This is a genomic window from Falsiroseomonas sp. HW251, from assembly GCF_050563545.1.
Lineage (GTDB): Bacteria > Pseudomonadota > Alphaproteobacteria > Acetobacterales > Acetobacteraceae > Falsiroseomonas.
Window position 1 is genome coordinate 183616 of sequence record NZ_JBNXUM010000007.1, and the last position, 16545, is coordinate 200160.

The 16545-nt window shown below is 73.8% G+C and carries 10 protein-coding genes and 1 pseudogene; all 11 read left to right on the forward strand.

What is annotated here, in order from left to right; translation table 11 throughout:
- The first annotated feature begins 4 nt into the window (after window positions 1-4).
- Complete coding sequence (locus tag ACLF3M_RS10780; RefSeq protein WP_430656923.1) at window positions 5-2185, forward strand: glycosyltransferase family 2 protein; 2181 nt, start codon at window positions 5-7, stop codon at window positions 2183-2185.
- 5 nt (window positions 2186-2190) lie between these two features.
- The gene (locus ACLF3M_RS10785) at window positions 2191-3444 is read left to right on the forward strand and encodes a glycosyltransferase (RefSeq protein ID WP_430656924.1); all 1254 of its coding nucleotides are present in this window, start codon (window positions 2191-2193) and stop codon (window positions 3442-3444) included.
- Window positions 3441-4094, forward strand: a complete 654-nt coding sequence (locus ACLF3M_RS10790; protein WP_430656925.1) for a hypothetical protein — start codon at window positions 3441-3443, stop codon at window positions 4092-4094. The genes ACLF3M_RS10785 and ACLF3M_RS10790 overlap by 4 nt, the downstream gene beginning before the upstream one ends.
- A gap of 31 nt (window positions 4095-4125) precedes the next feature.
- Complete coding sequence (locus ACLF3M_RS10795) at window positions 4126-5826, forward strand: ATP-binding cassette domain-containing protein (RefSeq protein WP_430656926.1); 1701 nt, start codon at window positions 4126-4128, stop codon at window positions 5824-5826.
- Entirely contained in the window at window positions 5823-7505 is a 1683-nt protein-coding gene (locus tag ACLF3M_RS10800; RefSeq protein ID WP_430656927.1) for an ATP-binding cassette domain-containing protein, read from the forward strand. The genes ACLF3M_RS10795 and ACLF3M_RS10800 overlap by 4 nt, the downstream gene beginning before the upstream one ends.
- Window positions 7502-8833: an HlyD family type I secretion periplasmic adaptor subunit gene (locus ACLF3M_RS10805; protein WP_430656928.1), complete on the forward strand. Its 1332-nt coding sequence runs from the start codon at window positions 7502-7504 to the stop codon at window positions 8831-8833. The genes ACLF3M_RS10800 and ACLF3M_RS10805 overlap by 4 nt, the downstream gene beginning before the upstream one ends.
- Window positions 8834-8964: 131 nt before the next feature.
- A complete protein-coding gene (gene rfbC, locus ACLF3M_RS10810; RefSeq protein WP_430656929.1) occupies window positions 8965-9585 on the forward strand; it encodes a dTDP-4-dehydrorhamnose 3,5-epimerase in 621 nt (206 codons plus the stop codon).
- A complete protein-coding gene (rfbB, locus tag ACLF3M_RS10815) occupies window positions 9582-10652 on the forward strand; it encodes a dTDP-glucose 4,6-dehydratase (RefSeq protein ID WP_430656930.1) in 1071 nt (356 codons plus the stop codon). Before rfbC ends, rfbB begins: the two co-directional genes overlap by 4 nt.
- A pseudogene (rfbD, locus tag ACLF3M_RS10820) lies at window positions 10652-11554 on the forward strand (dTDP-4-dehydrorhamnose reductase); the annotation flags it as partial. The gene rfbB and the pseudogene rfbD, both read left to right, overlap by 1 nt.
- A gap of 78 nt (window positions 11555-11632) precedes the next feature.
- Window positions 11633-12526 (forward strand): glucose-1-phosphate thymidylyltransferase RfbA, encoded by an 894-nt coding sequence (rfbA, locus tag ACLF3M_RS10825; RefSeq protein WP_430656987.1) that lies wholly within the window; start codon window positions 11633-11635, stop codon window positions 12524-12526.
- A 13-nt stretch (window positions 12527-12539) separates the two neighbouring features.
- Entirely contained in the window at window positions 12540-16505 is a 3966-nt protein-coding gene (locus ACLF3M_RS10830; RefSeq protein ID WP_430656931.1) for a glycoside hydrolase family 99-like domain-containing protein, read from the forward strand.
- Window positions 16506-16545: the final 40 nt, after the last annotated feature.

The following is a 16545-nucleotide window of genomic DNA, read 5'->3' on the forward strand; positions in this document are numbered from 1 at the left end:
GGGCATGCTCGACCTGCCCGCGATCGAGGGCGCGACCGCGGCGGCACGCCGGGCGGCCGCGCCCGGCGCCTCCCACCGGGTGGCGCGCCTGCCGGGCGGGATCCTGCTGCTCGAGGCGGATTGCGCCGCCCCCGCACTGCCCGGCATCGCGGAGCTCGAGGTCGGGGGCGAGACGCTGCCCCCGCCCAGCGCGGCGATGCTGCTCGGCGATCCCGCCGCGCCGCGCCTGCTGTTCGCCACGCGCGACGAGGCCGGCAGGCTGGTCCCCGGCGCGGCCTGCCGGCTGAGCCGCGGCGGCCAGCTCCTCGCGTCCTTCGCCCTCGACCGGCCGGCCGACCCCACCGCCCTGCTGATCGGGCGGGAGGAGCCCGAACGGCTGGCGCTGCTCCGCTTCCTGCTGCTGACGGCCGGACCCACGCTCGGCGCCGGCGCGGGGCTCGCCGCGTCCTGCCATGCGCTGGCGCGCGCGGTGGCCGCCGGCGCCGCGGCGCAGCCGCTCTGTCGGCCGGGCGCGACGCTCTCCCTCTGGTCGGTGCCGCGCGCCGCCCCCGGCGCCTGGCAGGTGATCGAGCACGGCCGCCTGCGCCGCGCCGAATGCCGCGCCGGCGTGCTGGTCATTGCCGGCCCGGCGCCCGCCGCCGACACGCTGCTGCTGCCGCCCGGCGCGGCGGCGCGGCCCCTGCCGCTCGCGCCCTTGCCCGCGGCGCTGCCGGCGCTGCGCGACTTCCTCGCCCGCGGCTTCCGCGGCGACGCGCGGGCCGGCCAGGCCCTGGCCGCGCTGTCCGCCGGGGCGGAGCGGGGGCGCTGGACCGGGCTGCTGCGCGAGGTGCAGCTGCTGGTGCCGGCCCGGCCGCATCGCGAGGTGGATCCCGTCTCGCCGGTCGGCGGCGCGCTGGAGCTCGCGCTCTCCGACGAGGGCGGCGGGCTCTTCCTGCGGGGCTGGCTGCGCGACCCGCTCGGGCTCGTCGCGGGGATGGAGCTGCGCTCGGTGCTCGGCCGCGCCGCGATCCCGCCCGGGGCGCTGCACCGCGTCGCGCGGCCCGAGCTGAAGGACGAATTCACCCGCGCGGCCTTCGCCGCGGACGATCCCCTGCCCGGCTTCGTCGCGCATCTGCCGGACGCCGACGATCCCGCCGTGGCGCAGTGGCGGCTGTCCCTGCGGCTCGGTTCGGGCGAAGCGATCGAGCTGGTCGCCCCGCCCGCGCGCTTCGCGCCGGCCGCGGCACGCGACCTGGTGCTGCGCGCGGCGCTGCCGGCAACGCTTCCGCCCGGCCTGCTGGAGAAGGCGATCGCGCCGGCGGCCTGGCGGCTGCACCAGGCCGCGATGCGCCCCGGCGGCACGCCGGATCGGACGGCATTCGGCGCGGCGCCGCGCCGGCCGAGGATCGCGCTGGTGGTGCCGCTGTACCGCAACCTGCGCTTCCTGCGCTTCCAGCTCGCGTCCTTCGCGCGCGACGCGGCGCTGCGCGAGGCCGAGATCGTCTATGTGCTCGACAGCCCCGAGCAGCGCGGCCAGGTCGAGCACCTGCTGCGCGGCATGGCGGCGCTGACCGGCGTCGCGGCGGTGCTGGTCACCATGCCGCAGAACCGCGGCTACGCCAGCGCCTGCAACGCCGGCGCGGCGGCGTCCCGCGCGCCCGTCATCGGCTTCCTCAATTCCGACGTGCTGCCCGCCGCGCCGGGCTGGAGCGACGCGCTGCTCGCGCGGCTCTCGCGCGAACGCCGGCTCGCCGCGGTCGGGCCCAAGCTGCTCTTCGGGGATGGCGCGATCCAGCATGCCGGGCTGCTGTTCCGCCGCGGCCTGGACGGCGAATGGCTGAACGACCACTACTTCAAGGGCTTCCCCCGCACGACCGCCGCGGCCAACGTCGCGCGCCGCGTGCCGGCAGTGACCGGCGCCGCGCTCTTCGTGCGCCGCAAGGCGTTCGACACCGCGGGCGGCTTCTGCACGGACTACGTGATCGGCGACTTCGAGGATTCCGACCTCTGCCTGTCGCTGCGCGCGGCGGGCCACGAGATCGGCTACGAGCCCGCCGCCGAGCTCTACCACTTCGAGCGCCAGTCCATCGCCGGGCATGACGGGCACGCGCAGACGCTCGCCGGCGCCTACAACCGGCTGCTGCACCATCGCCGCTGGGATGCGGCGATCGCGGCGGTCATGGCGCGCTTCGGCGCGGAAGGCTGACCGCCGTGCGCGTCCTTTTCCTCGCCCACAACCACCCGTCGCTGCAGCCCGGCGGCAGCGAGGCCTTTGCGCTCAATCTCTTCCGCGCGCTGCGCGACCGGCACGGGGCGGAAGGCCTGTTCCTGGCCGGCGTCACGGCGGCGCTGCGGGACCGCCATCCCGGCACTGTCGTGCAGGCCGCGGGCGGCGCGGAGGACGAGCTTCTCGTGCCGCTCGACCATTTCGACCGCTTCTACCTCTCGCAGCAGGACATCTACGGGCTTGCGGCGCTGGCGCCGATCGTGCGGCGCGCGGACCCCGAGGTGATCCACCTGCACCACCCCCTGCTCTTCGGGCTTGAGGGGATCGACATGCTGCGCCGCGCCGCGCCGGGCGCGACGATGGTCGCGACGCTGCACGACTACTTCGCGCTCTGCGCGCGGGAGGGCCAGCTGCTGACGCCGGAGGGACGGCGCTGCACGGGCCCCTCGCCCGAGGGCTGCCGCCGCTGCTTCCCCGACCGCGCGCCGCTGGAGATCCGGCTGCGCGATCTCGCGATCCGCGACGCCTTCCGCGCCTTCGACCTGCTGGTCGCGCCGAGCCGCTTCCTGCGCGACCGCTTCGTCGCCTCGGGCTGGGACGGCTCGCGCATCGTGGTGCTGCCCAACGCCGTGCCCGCGGAGCCGGCCGCGCCGCATCGCGCGGCGCCGAAGGGCGGGCGGCGCGACCGCTTCGCGGTCTTCGGCAACGTCAACCGCTTCAAGGGCACGCTGGTGGCGCTGCGCGCCTCCGCCGCGCTGTCGCGTCAGGGCGTGGAGCACGGGCTTGCCGTCCATGGCGGCACGGCCTGGCAGACGGAGGCCTTCATGGCCGAATTCGCCGCGGCGCTGGAAGCGGCGCCTGCGGCGCGGCACCACGGCGGCTACGCGCCGGAGGAGTTCGCGACGCGCATCGCCGCGGCCGACTGGGTCGTGGTGCCGTCCATCTGGTGGGAGAACGCGCCGCTGGTGATCCAGGAGGCCTTCCGCCATCGCCGGCCCGTGATCTGCGGCGATGGCGGCGGCATGGCGGAGATGGTCGCGGACGGCGTGGACGGCCTGCATTTCCCGATCGGCGACGAGGCGGGCCTGGCGGAGGCGATGCGCCGCGCGGTCGCGACGCCGCGGCTCTGGCAGCGGCTGGTCGCAGGCATCGGCGCGCCGCCGGACATGGATGCGGCCGCGCGGGCGCATCTCGGCCTCTACCGCGACCTCGCGGGCAATCGGAGGAGCGCGGCATGAGTGCGGCGCGCAGGAGCGAGACGCGGCGGCTGGCCGAGCTCGAGGGCCTGGTCGACAACGCGAACGAGCACCGGCTGTACGGCTGGGCCTGGAATTCCGCCGATCCCGCGGAGCCGCTGACGATCGAGCTTCGGCTGGCCGGCGAGGTCGTAGTCAGCGCGGCCGCCGACCGCATGCGGGAGGACCTGGCCAAGGCCGGCATCGGCGACGGGCGCCATGCCTTCGAGCTGCCGCTGCGGCCGGAATGGGCGCAGCGCCACCGCGACATGCAGGTGCTGGCCCGCGCCGCCGACGGCACGGAGATCCCGCTGCCGATCCGTGCGCGTCGCGTGGACATCGATCCCACCGGCGCGCTCGCCCGCGTGCTCGAAGCCACTGCCGCCGCTCATCGCCAGCTGCGCGAGGACCTGCTGCGCGCGACGGAACGGCTGCCCGCCGACCTCGCCGACCGCCAGGCCGCGCTGGACGCGAGGCTCGAGACGCTGACGATCTGGCTGACCCGGATGGACGAGCGGCTGGCCGCGCTGGCCGGCCCGGCGGCGCCGCCGCGGCGCGGGGCCGATCCCTGGCAGGTCGCGCTCGGCGCCGTGCTGGCGGTGGTGGTGGTCGGCGCGGGCGTCGGCACGGCGATGCTGCTCGGCCTGGTCTGAGGCGATGATGGCGGCGCAGCCTTCGGGCGCCATGGCGAGGCTGGGGCCCGAGATCGCGGCGGCGGTGAAGCTCGCCGCGCTGCTCGGCCTGATAGGCGCGCTCGGCCCCTTCCTGCTCGTGCTGCTGAAGACGCAGGTCTATTCGCTGGTGCTGCCGACGGCGAGCATGGGCACGGCCTGGGGCCTGGCGACGGGCTTCGCGATCGGCGCCGTCGCGGTGGTCGCGCTGGCGCAGCTGCGCGACCTCGCCCTCGTCGCGATCGGGAACCGGCTGGCGCGGCGGCTGGCCGTCCCCGCGCTGCTCGCGGCGTCGGAGCGGCGGGACGCCGACCCCGCCGCGACCACCGCCCAGGCGCTGCACGACATCGAGGAGGTGCGGCGCGGCGTGACCGGCACGCTCTGCGCCTTCGTGCTGGACGCGGTCCTGGTGCCGTCCTTCCTGCTGCTGCTGGCCTGGTTCCACTGGGCCTTCGCGCTGTTCGGGCTGGCCGCGGCGCTGCTCGCGCTCGGCCTCGGCGTGCTGGGCGACCGTCTGACGCGGCAGGCGCTGATCGCGTCCAACCAGGCCGCCGCGCAGGGGGCGCGGCTGGTGTCGGACGCCGTTCGCTGCGCCGAGGCAGTGGAGGCGCATGGCATGCTGCCGGCGCTGGTGCGGCGCTGGGCGGGCACGCTGGGGCTTGGGGCGGACCGGCTGCGCCGGGCGCAGGCCGGCGCGCGGCTGACCGATGCGGCGATGACGACGCTGCAGCGCCTCGCCGGCAGCGGCGCGATGGTGGTCGGCGCGCTGGTCGTGCTGCAGGGATCGGACATCGGCTACGGCATCATCGCGGGATCGCTCCTGACGGGGCAGCTGATGGCGCCCTTCGCGCATGCCGGCGGATCGCTCGACGAGGCCGCGGCGGCGCGCGCGGCCTGGGCGCGGCTGGACGCGCTGCTGCGCGCCGCGGACGCCGCCCCCCCGCGCGAGGCGCGCGACTACCCCTGTCCGGAGGGGCGGCTTTCGGTGGAGCGCGTGACGCTGGTCCATCCCGGCAGCGGCCGCGCGCTTCTGCGCGACGTCAGCCTGGAGGTCGCGCCGGGCGAGGTGGTGGCGCTCGCCGGCCCGCCGGGCACGGGTAAGTCCACGCTCCTGCGCGTGATCCTCGGCGTGCAGGGGGCGACGGCGGGGGCCGTCTACCTCGACGGCCACGCCACCGCGCACTGGGAACGCGGCAGCCTGGCGCGCTTCGTCGGCTATCTCCCGCAGGATCCGGTGCTGCCGGCGGCCTCCGTCGCCTCGGTCATCGCGCGGCTCGATCCGAGGCCGGACATGGCGGCGGTGCTGCGCGCGGCGCGGCTTGCTGATGCCGAGCAGCTCGTGGCAGGGCTGCCGCATGGCTTCGCGACGCGGCTGGACGGGACGCTGCGGCTGTCCATGGGCCAGCGCCAGCGCATCGCGCTTGCCCGCGCGGTGTTCGGCGGCCCGCGGCTGGTGCTGCTGGACGAGCCTTCCGCCTGGCTGGACGAGGCGGGCGAGGCGGCGGTGGCGCGGATGATCGCGGCGCTGTCGGCGGCCGGCACGGCGGTGATCTTCGCCTCCCACCGGGAGGCGCTGGTGGCGCAGGCGATGCGCCGGCTCACGCTGAAGGAAGCGGGCTGGGCGCTGGCCGCGCTTCCGTCGCGGACCCTGCCGGTGCCGCTGCCCGCGCTGGCCGCGGCAAGGGCGCCGGCGCGGCTGCTGGGCGCGGCATGAGCGCGGCGCTGCGGCTCCCCGCCCCGGCGCCGGCGGCGCGTCCCGCGCTGCGCGGCCGCGCGGAGCTGTGGATCGGCTTCGCGACCTGCGTCGCGCTGTCGGTCGCGGCGCAGGGCGCGGTGCTGGTGACCCCGCTGCTGACGATGCATGTCTTCGACGGCGTGCTGGAGTCCCGCAGCTATTCGACGCTGGTGGTGCTGGCGATCGCCTTCGCCGTCGCGCTGCTGCTGTCGGGCCTGCTGCGGGAGTTGCGCGCGGCGCTGCTGGCCGGCATTGCGGAGCGCGTCGGGCGCCGGCTGCAGCTGCGCGCGCTGACCGCCTCGGTCCGGGTAGCGCTGGGCGGCGAGGGGCATCGCCCGGCGCTCGCGCTGCAGGACGTCGCGGAGATGCGGCGGCTGCTCGGCGGGACGATGCTGCCGGACCTGCTGGACCTGATGTCGATCCCCGTCGCGCTGGGCTTCCTGTGGCTGCTGCATCCGCTGTTCTTCGAGGTCGCACTCTGCGCGCTGGTGGCCAAGGCAGGGATTGCGGTGGCGGCGGACCGCGCGACGCGGGTCACGATCGCGGAGGCGACCGGTGCCACGGCGGCGGCGGCGTCCGGCCTGTCGGCCGCGCTGCGGCAGCCCGAGGCCGTGCGCGGGCTCGGCATGATGCCGGCGGTGCTGCGGGGCTGGCTGCCGGGCTGGCTGGCGGCGCTGGACCGGCAGGACCGCGCGCAGCGCCGCGCGCGGGCGTTGCAGGGGCTGCTGATGCTCGCGGATTTCGCGCAGCAGATGGCGATCGTGACGGCTGGCGCGTGGCTGCTGATCGGGCAGGCGACCTCGCCCGGCGCGATGCTGGCGGCGACGACGATGGTCGGCTTCGCGACCAATCCCGTCGTCGCGCTGGTCGCGCGCTGGCGGGATTGGGCCTATGGGCTGCTGGCCTGGCGGCGGCTGCGCGCGCTGGCCGCGTCCGGGGAGGCACCCGCGCCGGCGCCGCGCGACGCCTCGGCGCCGGACGGGCTGGTGATCGAGGACGTGACGGTGCGCGTGCCGGCCGCGGGGCGCGATCTCGTGCGGAACCTGTCGATGCGCATCGCGCCCGGCGAGGTCTGGGCGGTGCTCGGACCGAACGGCATCGGCAAGACGAGCCTGCTGCGCGCAGTGCTGGGGCTGGCGGCGCCGGCGACGGGGCGGGTGCTGCTGGACGGGCAGGACACGCATCGCGCGGACCGAGGCGTGCTGGGCCCGCGCATCGGCTATCTCGCGCAGGAGCCGCTGCTGCTGCAGGGCAGCGTGATGGACAATATCGGCCGCTTCGCCGAGGCGACGCCGGAAGCGGCGGTCGCCGCGGCGCGACGCGCCGGCGCGCATGACGCGATCGGACGGCTGGCGCGCGGCTACGAGACGCAGGCCGGCGCGGGCACCGGGCTGTCGGGCGGGCAGCAGCGGCTGGTCGCGCTGTCGCGCGCGCTGCTCGGCAGCCCGCGGCTGCTGGTGCTGGACGAGCCCGAGGCCGCGCTCGACGCCGCGGCGCGGGAAGGGCTGCACCGCGGCGTGTCGGAAGCGGCGCGCGGCGGCGCGGTGGTGCTGCTGGTCACGCATGACGCGCGGCCCTGGACGGGCAGGCTGGACGGCACGCTGCGGCTGACGCGCGAGGGCGGCTGGACCGTCGAACGGATGGAAAGGGCGGCATGATGCAGGTGGCCGATGCGCTGGAGGCGGAGATGGACGCGGTCCTGCCGCCGCCCTCGCTGCGGCGCCTGGTGCTGGCCTCGGCGGCGGTGCTCGTGATCGGCGTCGGCGGGCTGGTGGGCTGGGCAGCGGCGACGACGCTGGAGCGCGCGGTGATCGGCAACGGGACGCTGATCGCCGAGGGCAAGCGCAAGACGGTGACGCTGCTGGAGCCCGGCATCCTGCGCGAATTGCTGGTGCGGGAGGGCGAGCGCGTGGCCGCCGGCCAGCCGCTGCTGCGGCTCGACATCACCCAGGCGGAGGCGGCGGCGCAGCAGGCGCAGGCGCTGTTCTGGGGCCAGACGGTGCGCGCGGCGCGGCTGACGGCGGAACAGGCGGACCAGCGCGGCTTCGCCCCGCTCGCCGGCGCGCTGGCGGCGGCGGCGCAGAACGCCTCGATCGGCAGCGTGATGGAGGCCGAGCGGCGGCTGTTCGGCGCGCGCTGGGCGGCCTTCGACGGCGCCACGGGCGTGCAGCGCACGCGCATCGCGCAGTACCAGCAGCAGGTCGCCGCCCTGCAGGCGCAGCAGGTCTCCGCCGCGACGCGCCTGCGTGCGATCCGCGAGGAACTGGCGGGGGTGACCCAGCTGCTCGCGCGCGGCTTCGCGACGCGCACCCGGCAATGGGAGCTGCAGCGCGCAGAGGCCGAGCTGCTCGGCAATCTCGGCCAGCTCGAGGCGCAGGAGGCGCAGACGCGCGAGCAGATTGCGCAATCCGAGGCCGAGCTCGCCGGCATCGCGCTGAACCGCCAGCAGGACATCGCGCGCGACCTTCAGGAAGCCCAGGCCGCCATCGCGGATGCCGAGCAGCGGCTGCGCGGTGCGATGGACGTGTTGACGCGGCGCGAGGTGACCGCGCCGGAAGCCGGGACGGTCACCGACATCAAGTACTTCACCCCGGGCAGCAGCATCGCCGCGGGGATGCCGGTGCTGGACATCGTGCCGCTGGACGACCGCCTGGTGGCGGAGACCCGCATCGCGGTGACGGACACCGAGATGGTGCATGTCGGCGGGCGCGCGCGGCTGCGGCTCAGCGCCTATCGCACCAACGACGTGCCGCTGCTGGAGGCCGAGGTGATCTACGTCTCGGCCGACCGGCAGACGGATGCGCAGAACAACGCCTTCTTCCTGGCGCGCCTGCAGATCGACCCGGGCTCGCTCGATCGCCAGCAGGGGCTGGCCCTGGCGCCGGGGATGCCGGTGGAAGCCTTCCTGCTCGGCGAGAAGCGGACGGCGCTGGACTACGTGTTGCGGCCGATTACCGACGGGCTGCGGCGGTCACTGCGAGACTAGGGCGAGGTTCAAGACATTTGAGTAGGTTGTTGCACAAAACTCGATAGCGCACCGCGGCGATCATGCCCGATTTCCCCTTGATCGCGATTGTATTCGGCCCAAGAATACAACCATTGCTTGTGGAGCCGGCCATGTCCCTCGCCTATGCAACCGACGGACCCAGCGCCCCACCGCGGCTGCGCCGGGCGGGCAATGCGACGGCCTGGACCTTCCCCGACATGCAGGGGCCTCTGCTGGTGGAGGTCCGGCGGTTCGGCGATCCGCGCGGCGCCTTCGCCGAGACCTACAGCCGGCGCGACTTCGCCGCGCTCGGCATTGCGGAGGAGTTCGTGCAGGACAACTGGTCGCGCTCCGACCCCGTCGGCACGCTGCGCGGGCTGCATTTCCAGCGCCCGCCGCATGCGCAGGCGAAGCTGGTGCGCGTGCTGCGCGGCGCGATCCTGGACGTCGCGGTGGATCTCCGCCGTTCCTCTCCCACCTACGCCCAGCACGTCACGGTGACGCTGGAGGAAGGCGACGGGCGCATGCTGTACGTGCCTGCGGGGTTCGCCCATGGCTTCTGCACGCTGCGCCCGGGCACCGAGGTCGCGTACAAGGTCGACGATTGCTACGCGCCGGAATGCGATGGCGGCGTCGCCTGGGACGATCCGGACATCGGCATCGACTGGCCCGTGGGTCAAGCCAGCGTCGTGCTGTCGGAGAAGGATGCGCGGCTGCCGCGCCTGGCCGACCTGCCGAGGATCTTCGCGTGAGGCGCGTGCTCGTCACCGGCGGCGCCGGCTTCATCGGATCGGCGCTGGTGCGCCACCTCGTGCTCGACCTCGGCACGGAGGTCCTGGTGGTGGACAAGCTGACCTATGCCGGCGACCGGCGCAGCTTGCGGGACTGCGAGGGCAGGCCGGGCTTCGGCTTCATGCAGGCCGACATCACCGATCTCGAGGCGATGCAGGTCGCGATGGAAGGCTTCCGTCCGGACGCGGTCGCGCATCTCGCGGCCGAGAGCCATGTGGACCGCTCCATCACCGGCGCCTCGGCCTTCGTGCAGGCCAATGTGGTCGGCAGCTTCGCCATGCTGGAAGCCGCGCGCGGCTACTGGGCGGGGCTGGCCGGGGCCGCGAAGGACGAATTCCGCTTCCTGCATGTCTCCACGGACGAGGTGTACGGCAGCCTTGGCGAGGATGGGCTCTTCACCGAGGCCACGCCCTACGACCCGCGCTCGCCCTATTCCGCCACGAAGGCGGCGTCGGATCATTTGGCGCGCGCCTGGTTCCACACCTACGGCCTGCCCACGGTCGTCACGAACTGCTCCAACAACTACGGGCCGCATCACTTCCCGGAAAAGCTCATCCCGCTGACCATCCTGAACGCGCTGGAGGGCAAGCCGCTGCCGGTCTACGGCGACGGCCGCAACATCAGGGACTGGCTCTATGTCGAGGACCACGCCCGCGCGCTGGCGACCGTGCTGCGCGGCGGCGTTCCCGGCGAGACCTACAACATCGGTGGCAACAGCGAACGGCGGAACATCGACGTCGTGCACGCGATCTGCGACGCGCTGGACCGCCAGGCGCCGGGCGCGCGGTCGCGCCGTTCGCTGATCACCTTCGTCGCGGACCGCCCGGGCCATGACCGGCGCTACGCGATCGACGCGACGAAGATCAGGAACGAGCTGGGCTGGACGCCGGCCGAGAGCTTCGAGAGCGGGCTCGGCAGGACCGTCGCCTGGTACCTCGAGAACGAGTGGTGGTGGCGGCCGCTGCGCGACCAGCGCTACGCCGGCGAGCGGCTCGGCCTGCCCGGCGGCCGCAAGGACGCGGCGTGATGCAGGGCCCGGCGCTTCCCGCGTCCTGGCGGCGGTCGCGCCGCGTGCTGATCGCCGGCCGCGGCGGGCAGCTCGCGACGGCACTGGCGCAGGCCTTCCGCGAGGCCGGCTGGGACGCGACCGCGATGGGGCGGGCGGAGCTGGACCTCGCGGGATCGCCAGACGCGATCGCGCGGACGGTACTGCGGATCACGCCGCAGCTCGTCGTCAACGCCGCGGCCTATACCGCGGTGGACCGCGCCGAGGACGACCGCGAGGCCGCCTTCGCGGTGAACGCGACGGGCGCCGGTGCGCTGGCCGCGGCGGCGGAGATGTGCGGCGCGGCGCTGCTGCATGTCTCGACGGACTACGTCTTCGACGGGACGAAGGGCGCGCCCTATCGCGAGGTGGACCCGGCCGCGCCGCTCGGCGTCTATGGCGCGTCGAAGCTGGCGGGCGAGCAGGCGGCGATGGCGGCCAACCCGCGCAGCGCGGTGCTGCGCACGGCCTGGGTCTGCTCCGCCACGGGGGCGAATTTCCTGCGCACCATGCTGCGCCTTGGCGCGGAGCGGCCGGAAGTTTCCGTGGTCACCGACCAGCGCGGCGCGCCGATCTTCTGTGACGACCTCGCGGCCGCGATCCTTCGCATGGCCGAGGGTCTGGTGGCGGCCGAGGCGGGCGCGCCGGAATTCGGCGTCTTCCACCTCGGCGGCGCGCCGGACACGACGTGGCATGGCTTCGCCGAGGCGATCTTCGACGGCGCCGCGCGGCGCGGCGCGGCCGTGCCGCGCGTCAAGGCGATCGCGACTGCCGACTATCCCACCCGGGCGAAGCGGCCGGCCGACAGCCGGCTCGATTGCTCCCGCATCGCAGCGGTGCACGGCATCGCCCGGCCCGACTGGCGCGCGGGGCTTTCGCGCGCGCTCGACACGCTACTCGGCCCGGCGCAGGCGCCGGTGCGGATCGTGTCGTCCCTCCCTGCCTCGCCGAGGAAGACCGAGATGAAGGGCATCGTTCTCGCCGGCGGCGCCGGCACCAGGCTGCATCCCGCGACGCTCGCGCTCTCCAAGCAGCTGCTGCCGGTCTACGACAAGCCGATGGTCTACTACCCGCTCTCGGTGCTGATGCTGGCGGGGATTAGGGAGATCCTGCTGATCTCCACACCGCACGACCTGCCGCTGTTCCGCCGCCTGCTCGGCGACGGCAGCCAATGGGGCATCCGCATCGAGTTCGCGGAGCAGGAGAAGCCCAACGGCATCGCCCAGGCCTTCGTCATCGGCGAGGCGTTCCTGGCAGGGCAGCCCAGCGCGCTGGTGCTGGGCGACAACATCTTCCACGGCCATGGGATGGAGACGCTGCTGACGGATGCCGTCGCGGAGCTCGCCGCGCCGGGCGCGCAGGGCGCGTCGGTCTTCGCCTATCGCGTCGCGGACCCCGAGCGCTACGGCGTGGTGGAGTTCGACGCCTCGGGCCGCGCGCTGACGCTGGAGGAGAAGCCGAAGGTCCCGCGCAGCGACTGGGCTGTGACGGGGCTCTATTTCTACGACGGGCGGGCGAGCGCGATGGCGCGGGCACTGAAGCCCTCCCCGCGCGGCGAGCTCGAGATCACGGATCTCAACAAGGCGTACCTGGCCGATGGCAGCCTGCGCGTCGCGCGGCTCGGGCGCGGCTATGCCTGGCTCGATACCGGCACGCATGAGAGCCTGCTCGAAGCCGGCGAATTCGTGCGCGCGATCGAGACGCGCACCGGCCAGAAGGTGTGCGCGCCGGAAGAAGTGGCCTGGCACAAGGGCTTCATCAACGCGGCGGAGCTGCGTCGGCTGGCGCTGCCGCTGCGCAACTCCGGCTACGGCGCCTACCTCGAGACGCTGCTGCCGCGCCCGCAGGCCGCCTGAACCGGGAAGCATCATGTCCGACTTCTTCGCCGACCTGGTTCGCCGCCGCGTCGCGCCCATCACCGCGGAGCAGGCCGCCAAGGAAGCGCGCGTGCGCATCGCGGTGCCGCCTGAACAGCAGGCGGAGCTGCTGCGCCGCGGCCGCATCCAGGCATTGGGCGCGACGGGGCTGTTCGACGCCGCCTATTACGCCGCGACCTATCCCGACATCGCCGAGGCCGGCGTGGTGCCGCTGGAGCATTTCCACGACCATGGCTGGAAGGAAGGACGGCGGCCCAACCCGTATTTCGACCCGCTGTGGTACATGGACCAGAACCGCGACGTCGCGGCGACCGGGCTGAACCCGTTGTACCACTATGCCTTCCACGGCGACGCCGAGGGCCGCCGCGCGGCGCCGCTCTTCGACAGCGCGTGGTACCGACGGCGCTACGAGATCCCGGCCGGCCAGCCCGCACTGGCGCATTTCCTGGCGAACCGGACAGGCGGGCAGGTCAGCCCGATGCCGGAATTCGACGTGGCCTATTACCTCCGGCACTCGCCCGACGTGGCCGCGGCGGGGGTGGATCCCTTCGAGCATTTCTGGGGCTTTGGCTACCGAGAAGGGCGCAACCCGTCCGAGGAATTCGACGTCCGCTGGTACGCGCAGCGCTACCTCCGCGGCGACCTCAAGGAGAATCCCTTCGGCCATTGGCTGGCCCACCGGCACGAGCCCGGCATCTTCGGGCGGATGCCGGAGAGCGAGACGACGATCGCGCGCGAGGTGAAGCGCTTCACGCGCCCCTCCATCGATTTCGAGGATGTGCGCCCCCTGCCTGCCGGCGCGACGCGGCGGGCCAAGGTGCTGGCCTACTACCTCCCGCAGTTCCACGCCTTCGCCGAGAACGACAGCTGGTGGGGCAAGGGCTTCACCGAGTGGACCAACGTCCCGCGCGGCTTGCCTCGCTTCCGTGGTCACTACCAGCCCCGCGTGCCGCGTGACCTCGGCTTCTACGACCTCGACGACACCGTCGCGATACGTCGGCAGATCGAGATGGCGAAGGCGGGCGGGCTGTTCGGCTGGGTCTTCTACACCTACTGGTTCAACGGCAAGCGCCTGCTGGAGAAGCCGCTGGAGGCCTTCCTGGCGGACCGCAGCCTCGACATGCCCTTCGCGCTGATGTGGGCGAACGAGAACTGGACGCGGCGCTGGGACGGCGCGGAGTCCGAGGTGCTGATCAGCCAGGACTACCGCCCCGACGACGACGCGCGGATGGCGGCGGAATTCGCGCGCCACTTCGCCGATCCCCGCTACATCCGCCTGCAGGGCCGGCCCGTGCTGATGGTCTATCGCCCCGGCATCATCCCCGATGCCGCGGCGACCATCGCGCGCTGGCGCGAGGTCTTCCGCACCAACCACGGCGAAGACCCGATCCTCGTGATGGCTCAGGCCTTCGGCGACACCGATCCCCGCGCTTTCGGCTTCGACGGCGCCATCGAGTTCCCGCCGCACAAGCTGACGCAGGACCTGCCGCCGCAGAACCAGGACTACGAGGTCCTGGACCCCGACTTTACCGGCAAGATCTACCGCTACGATGCGGTGGTCGAGACGTCGCTGAAGGAGCCCCGCGCCGACTTCCCGCTCATCAGGACCGCGGTGCCGAGCTGGTGCAACGACGCCCGCCGGCAGGGCACGGGCCTGACCATCACCGACAGCACGCCCGCGAAATACGAGGCCTGGCTGGCGGAGCTGGTGGAGCGCGCGCAGGACGCGCCCTTCTTCGGCGAGAAGCTGGTCTGCATCAACGCCTGGAACGAATGGTGCGAGGGCGCCTATCTCGAGCCCGACCTGCACTACGGCGGCGCCTATCTCAACGCGACGGCGCGCGCGGTGACCGGCGCGGTGCGGCGCGGCACTGCGGCGCCGCCGAAGCTGCTGCTGGTCGGCCATGACGCCTTCCCATCCGGTGCGCAGACGCTGCTGCTCGAGATCGGGCCGACGATGAAGCGCGAGACCGGGATCGAGATCGAGTACCTGCTGCTCGACGGCGGCAGGATGGAGGAAAAGTACAAGACGGTGGCGCCGACGACGGTGGCTGGCGGGGACGCGGCGCTGCGCAAGCGTATCGCGGCACTGGCCGAGCGCGGCTTCACCGCGGCGATCGTGAACACCACCGCCGCGGGCCGCGCCGTCCCGCTGCTAGCCGCCGCCGGCATGAGCTGCGTGCAGCTGGTGCACGAGATGCCGCGGATCATGCGGGAGAAGCACCTGGCGGATGGCGCCCGCGCTGGGATCGCGGGCGCGGAGCACGTGGTCTTCCCAGCGCCTTTCGTGCGCGACGCCGTGCTGGCCGAGCTCGGCCTGCCGGTCCAGGCCAAGGCGATGGTGCGCCCGCAGGGCCTCTACAAGCCGATCCCGGCGGATGCGGAAGGCGGCGCGCGTGTCCGGAAGGAACTCGGCATCAGGGCCAATGAGTCGCTGGTGGTCGGCATGGGCTATGCCGACATGCGCAAGGGCTTCGACCTGTTCCTGCAGCTCTGGCGCGTGCTGCAGTGGCGCGGCCGCCGCCGCGTGCATCTCTGCTGGCTCGGCGACATGGACCCCGGCATGCGCGACTGGCTCGCCGGAGAGATCGAGGCCGCGAAGGCCACCGGCAGCTTCCACCTGCCGGGCCGGCGCGACGATGTCGGCGCCTTCCTGAACGCGGCGGATGGCCTGGTGCTGACCTCGCGCGAGGACCCCTTCCCCTCCGTCGTGCTGGAGGCGCTGGCCGCCGGCGTGCCGGCCTTTGCCTTCGACCGCTCGGGCGGCATCCCCGACCTGCTGCGGGAGGATCCGGCGCTCGGCACCGTCGTGCCCTACGGCGACATCACCGCGATGGCCGAGGCGATCATGGAGACGATCATGACCGCCGCGCCCGGCGCACGCGACGCCCGCCGCGCTCTGATCGCCGCGCGGTTCGACTGGGCGTCCTATGTGCGCGACCTGATGCGCCTGGCGCTGCCGGCGATGCCGCAGGTCTCGGCCGTGGTGCCGAACTACAACTACGCGCGCTACATGCCCGACCGGCTCGGCAGCATCTTCGCGCAGACCCATCCGGTGCGCGAGGTTGTGGTGCTGGACGACTGCTCGGCCGACGACAGCCTGGCGGTGATCCCCGCCGTCGCTGCGGATGCGGGGCGCTCGGTGCGCCTGGTGCCGAACGAGGTCAATTCCGGCTCGGTCTTCGCGCAATGGCGCAAGGCGGCGGAGCTGGCGGAGGGCGAGTTCGTCTGGATCGCGGAGGCCGACGACCTGTCCGATCCCGGCTTCCTCGCGCGCACCGTCGCGCTGATGCAGGCCGACCCGCAGGTCGTGATGGCCTTCTCCGACAGCCGCACCATCCATGCCGACGGATCCGCACAGTGGGAGAGCTACAAGGGCTACTACGCCACCGTCGCCCCCGGCGCGCTGCAACGGACCGAGGTGTTCGAGGCCACGGATTTCGTCCGCCGCTTCCTTGGCGTGAAGAACCTGATCCTGAACGTCTCGGCGGTGGTGTGGCGGAAGTCGGCGCTGCTGGCGGCGCTGCAGGCCTGCCAGGAGGAGCTCCGGGGCTACCGCATGGCGGGCGACTGGCGGCTGTATCTCCAGGCGCTGTCCGCCCCGGGCGCGCGCATCGCCTACGAGGCGACGCCGCTCAATGTGCATCGCCGCCACGCGGAGAGCGTGACGCATGCGCTGACGGCCGACCTGCATGTCGCGGAGATCGCGCGCTGCCACGCGGCGGCGCAGGCGGCGCTGCCGGCGGAAGCCGGCGCGGCGCTGGCGCCGGCGCAGGACGGCTACCTGCGCGAGGTCGCGCAACAGCTTGGCGCGCGCCTGCCCGAGGCGGCGCGCGCGGAGACCGGGGCCGAGACGGCCCCCGGCAAGGGCACGGCGCGCAAGCAGCGCATCGCAACCCCGAAGTGCGCGAAGCGGCCCGCGCGCAGTACCGCCAAGGCACGCCCGACACGCGGCTGACAATCCCCGCAGGAGATTATGTGCATGTATGTTCCGCCTT

Excerpts from the sequence above, each read along its gene's own strand:
- ACLF3M_RS10800 (WP_430656927.1), top strand. The coding sequence starts at position 5,823 with ATGAGCGCGGCGCTGCGGCTCCCCGCCCCGGCGCCGGCGGCGCGTCCC.
- rfbA (WP_430656987.1), top strand. The coding sequence starts at position 11,633 with ATGAAGGGCATCGTTCTCGCCGGCGGCGCCGGCACCAGGCTGCATCCC.
- ACLF3M_RS10795 (WP_430656926.1), top strand. The coding sequence starts at position 4,126 with ATGGCGAGGCTGGGGCCCGAGATCGCGGCGGCGGTGAAGCTCGCCGCG.
- ACLF3M_RS10830 (WP_430656931.1), top strand. The coding sequence starts at position 12,540 with ATGTCCGACTTCTTCGCCGACCTGGTTCGCCGCCGCGTCGCGCCCATC.
- ACLF3M_RS10790 (WP_430656925.1), top strand. The coding sequence starts at position 3,441 with ATGAGTGCGGCGCGCAGGAGCGAGACGCGGCGGCTGGCCGAGCTCGAG.
- ACLF3M_RS10780 (WP_430656923.1), top strand. The coding sequence starts at position 5 with ATGCTCGACCTGCCCGCGATCGAGGGCGCGACCGCGGCGGCACGCCGG.
- rfbC (WP_430656929.1), top strand. The coding sequence starts at position 8,965 with ATGTCCCTCGCCTATGCAACCGACGGACCCAGCGCCCCACCGCGGCTG.
- ACLF3M_RS10805 (WP_430656928.1), top strand. The coding sequence starts at position 7,502 with ATGATGCAGGTGGCCGATGCGCTGGAGGCGGAGATGGACGCGGTCCTG.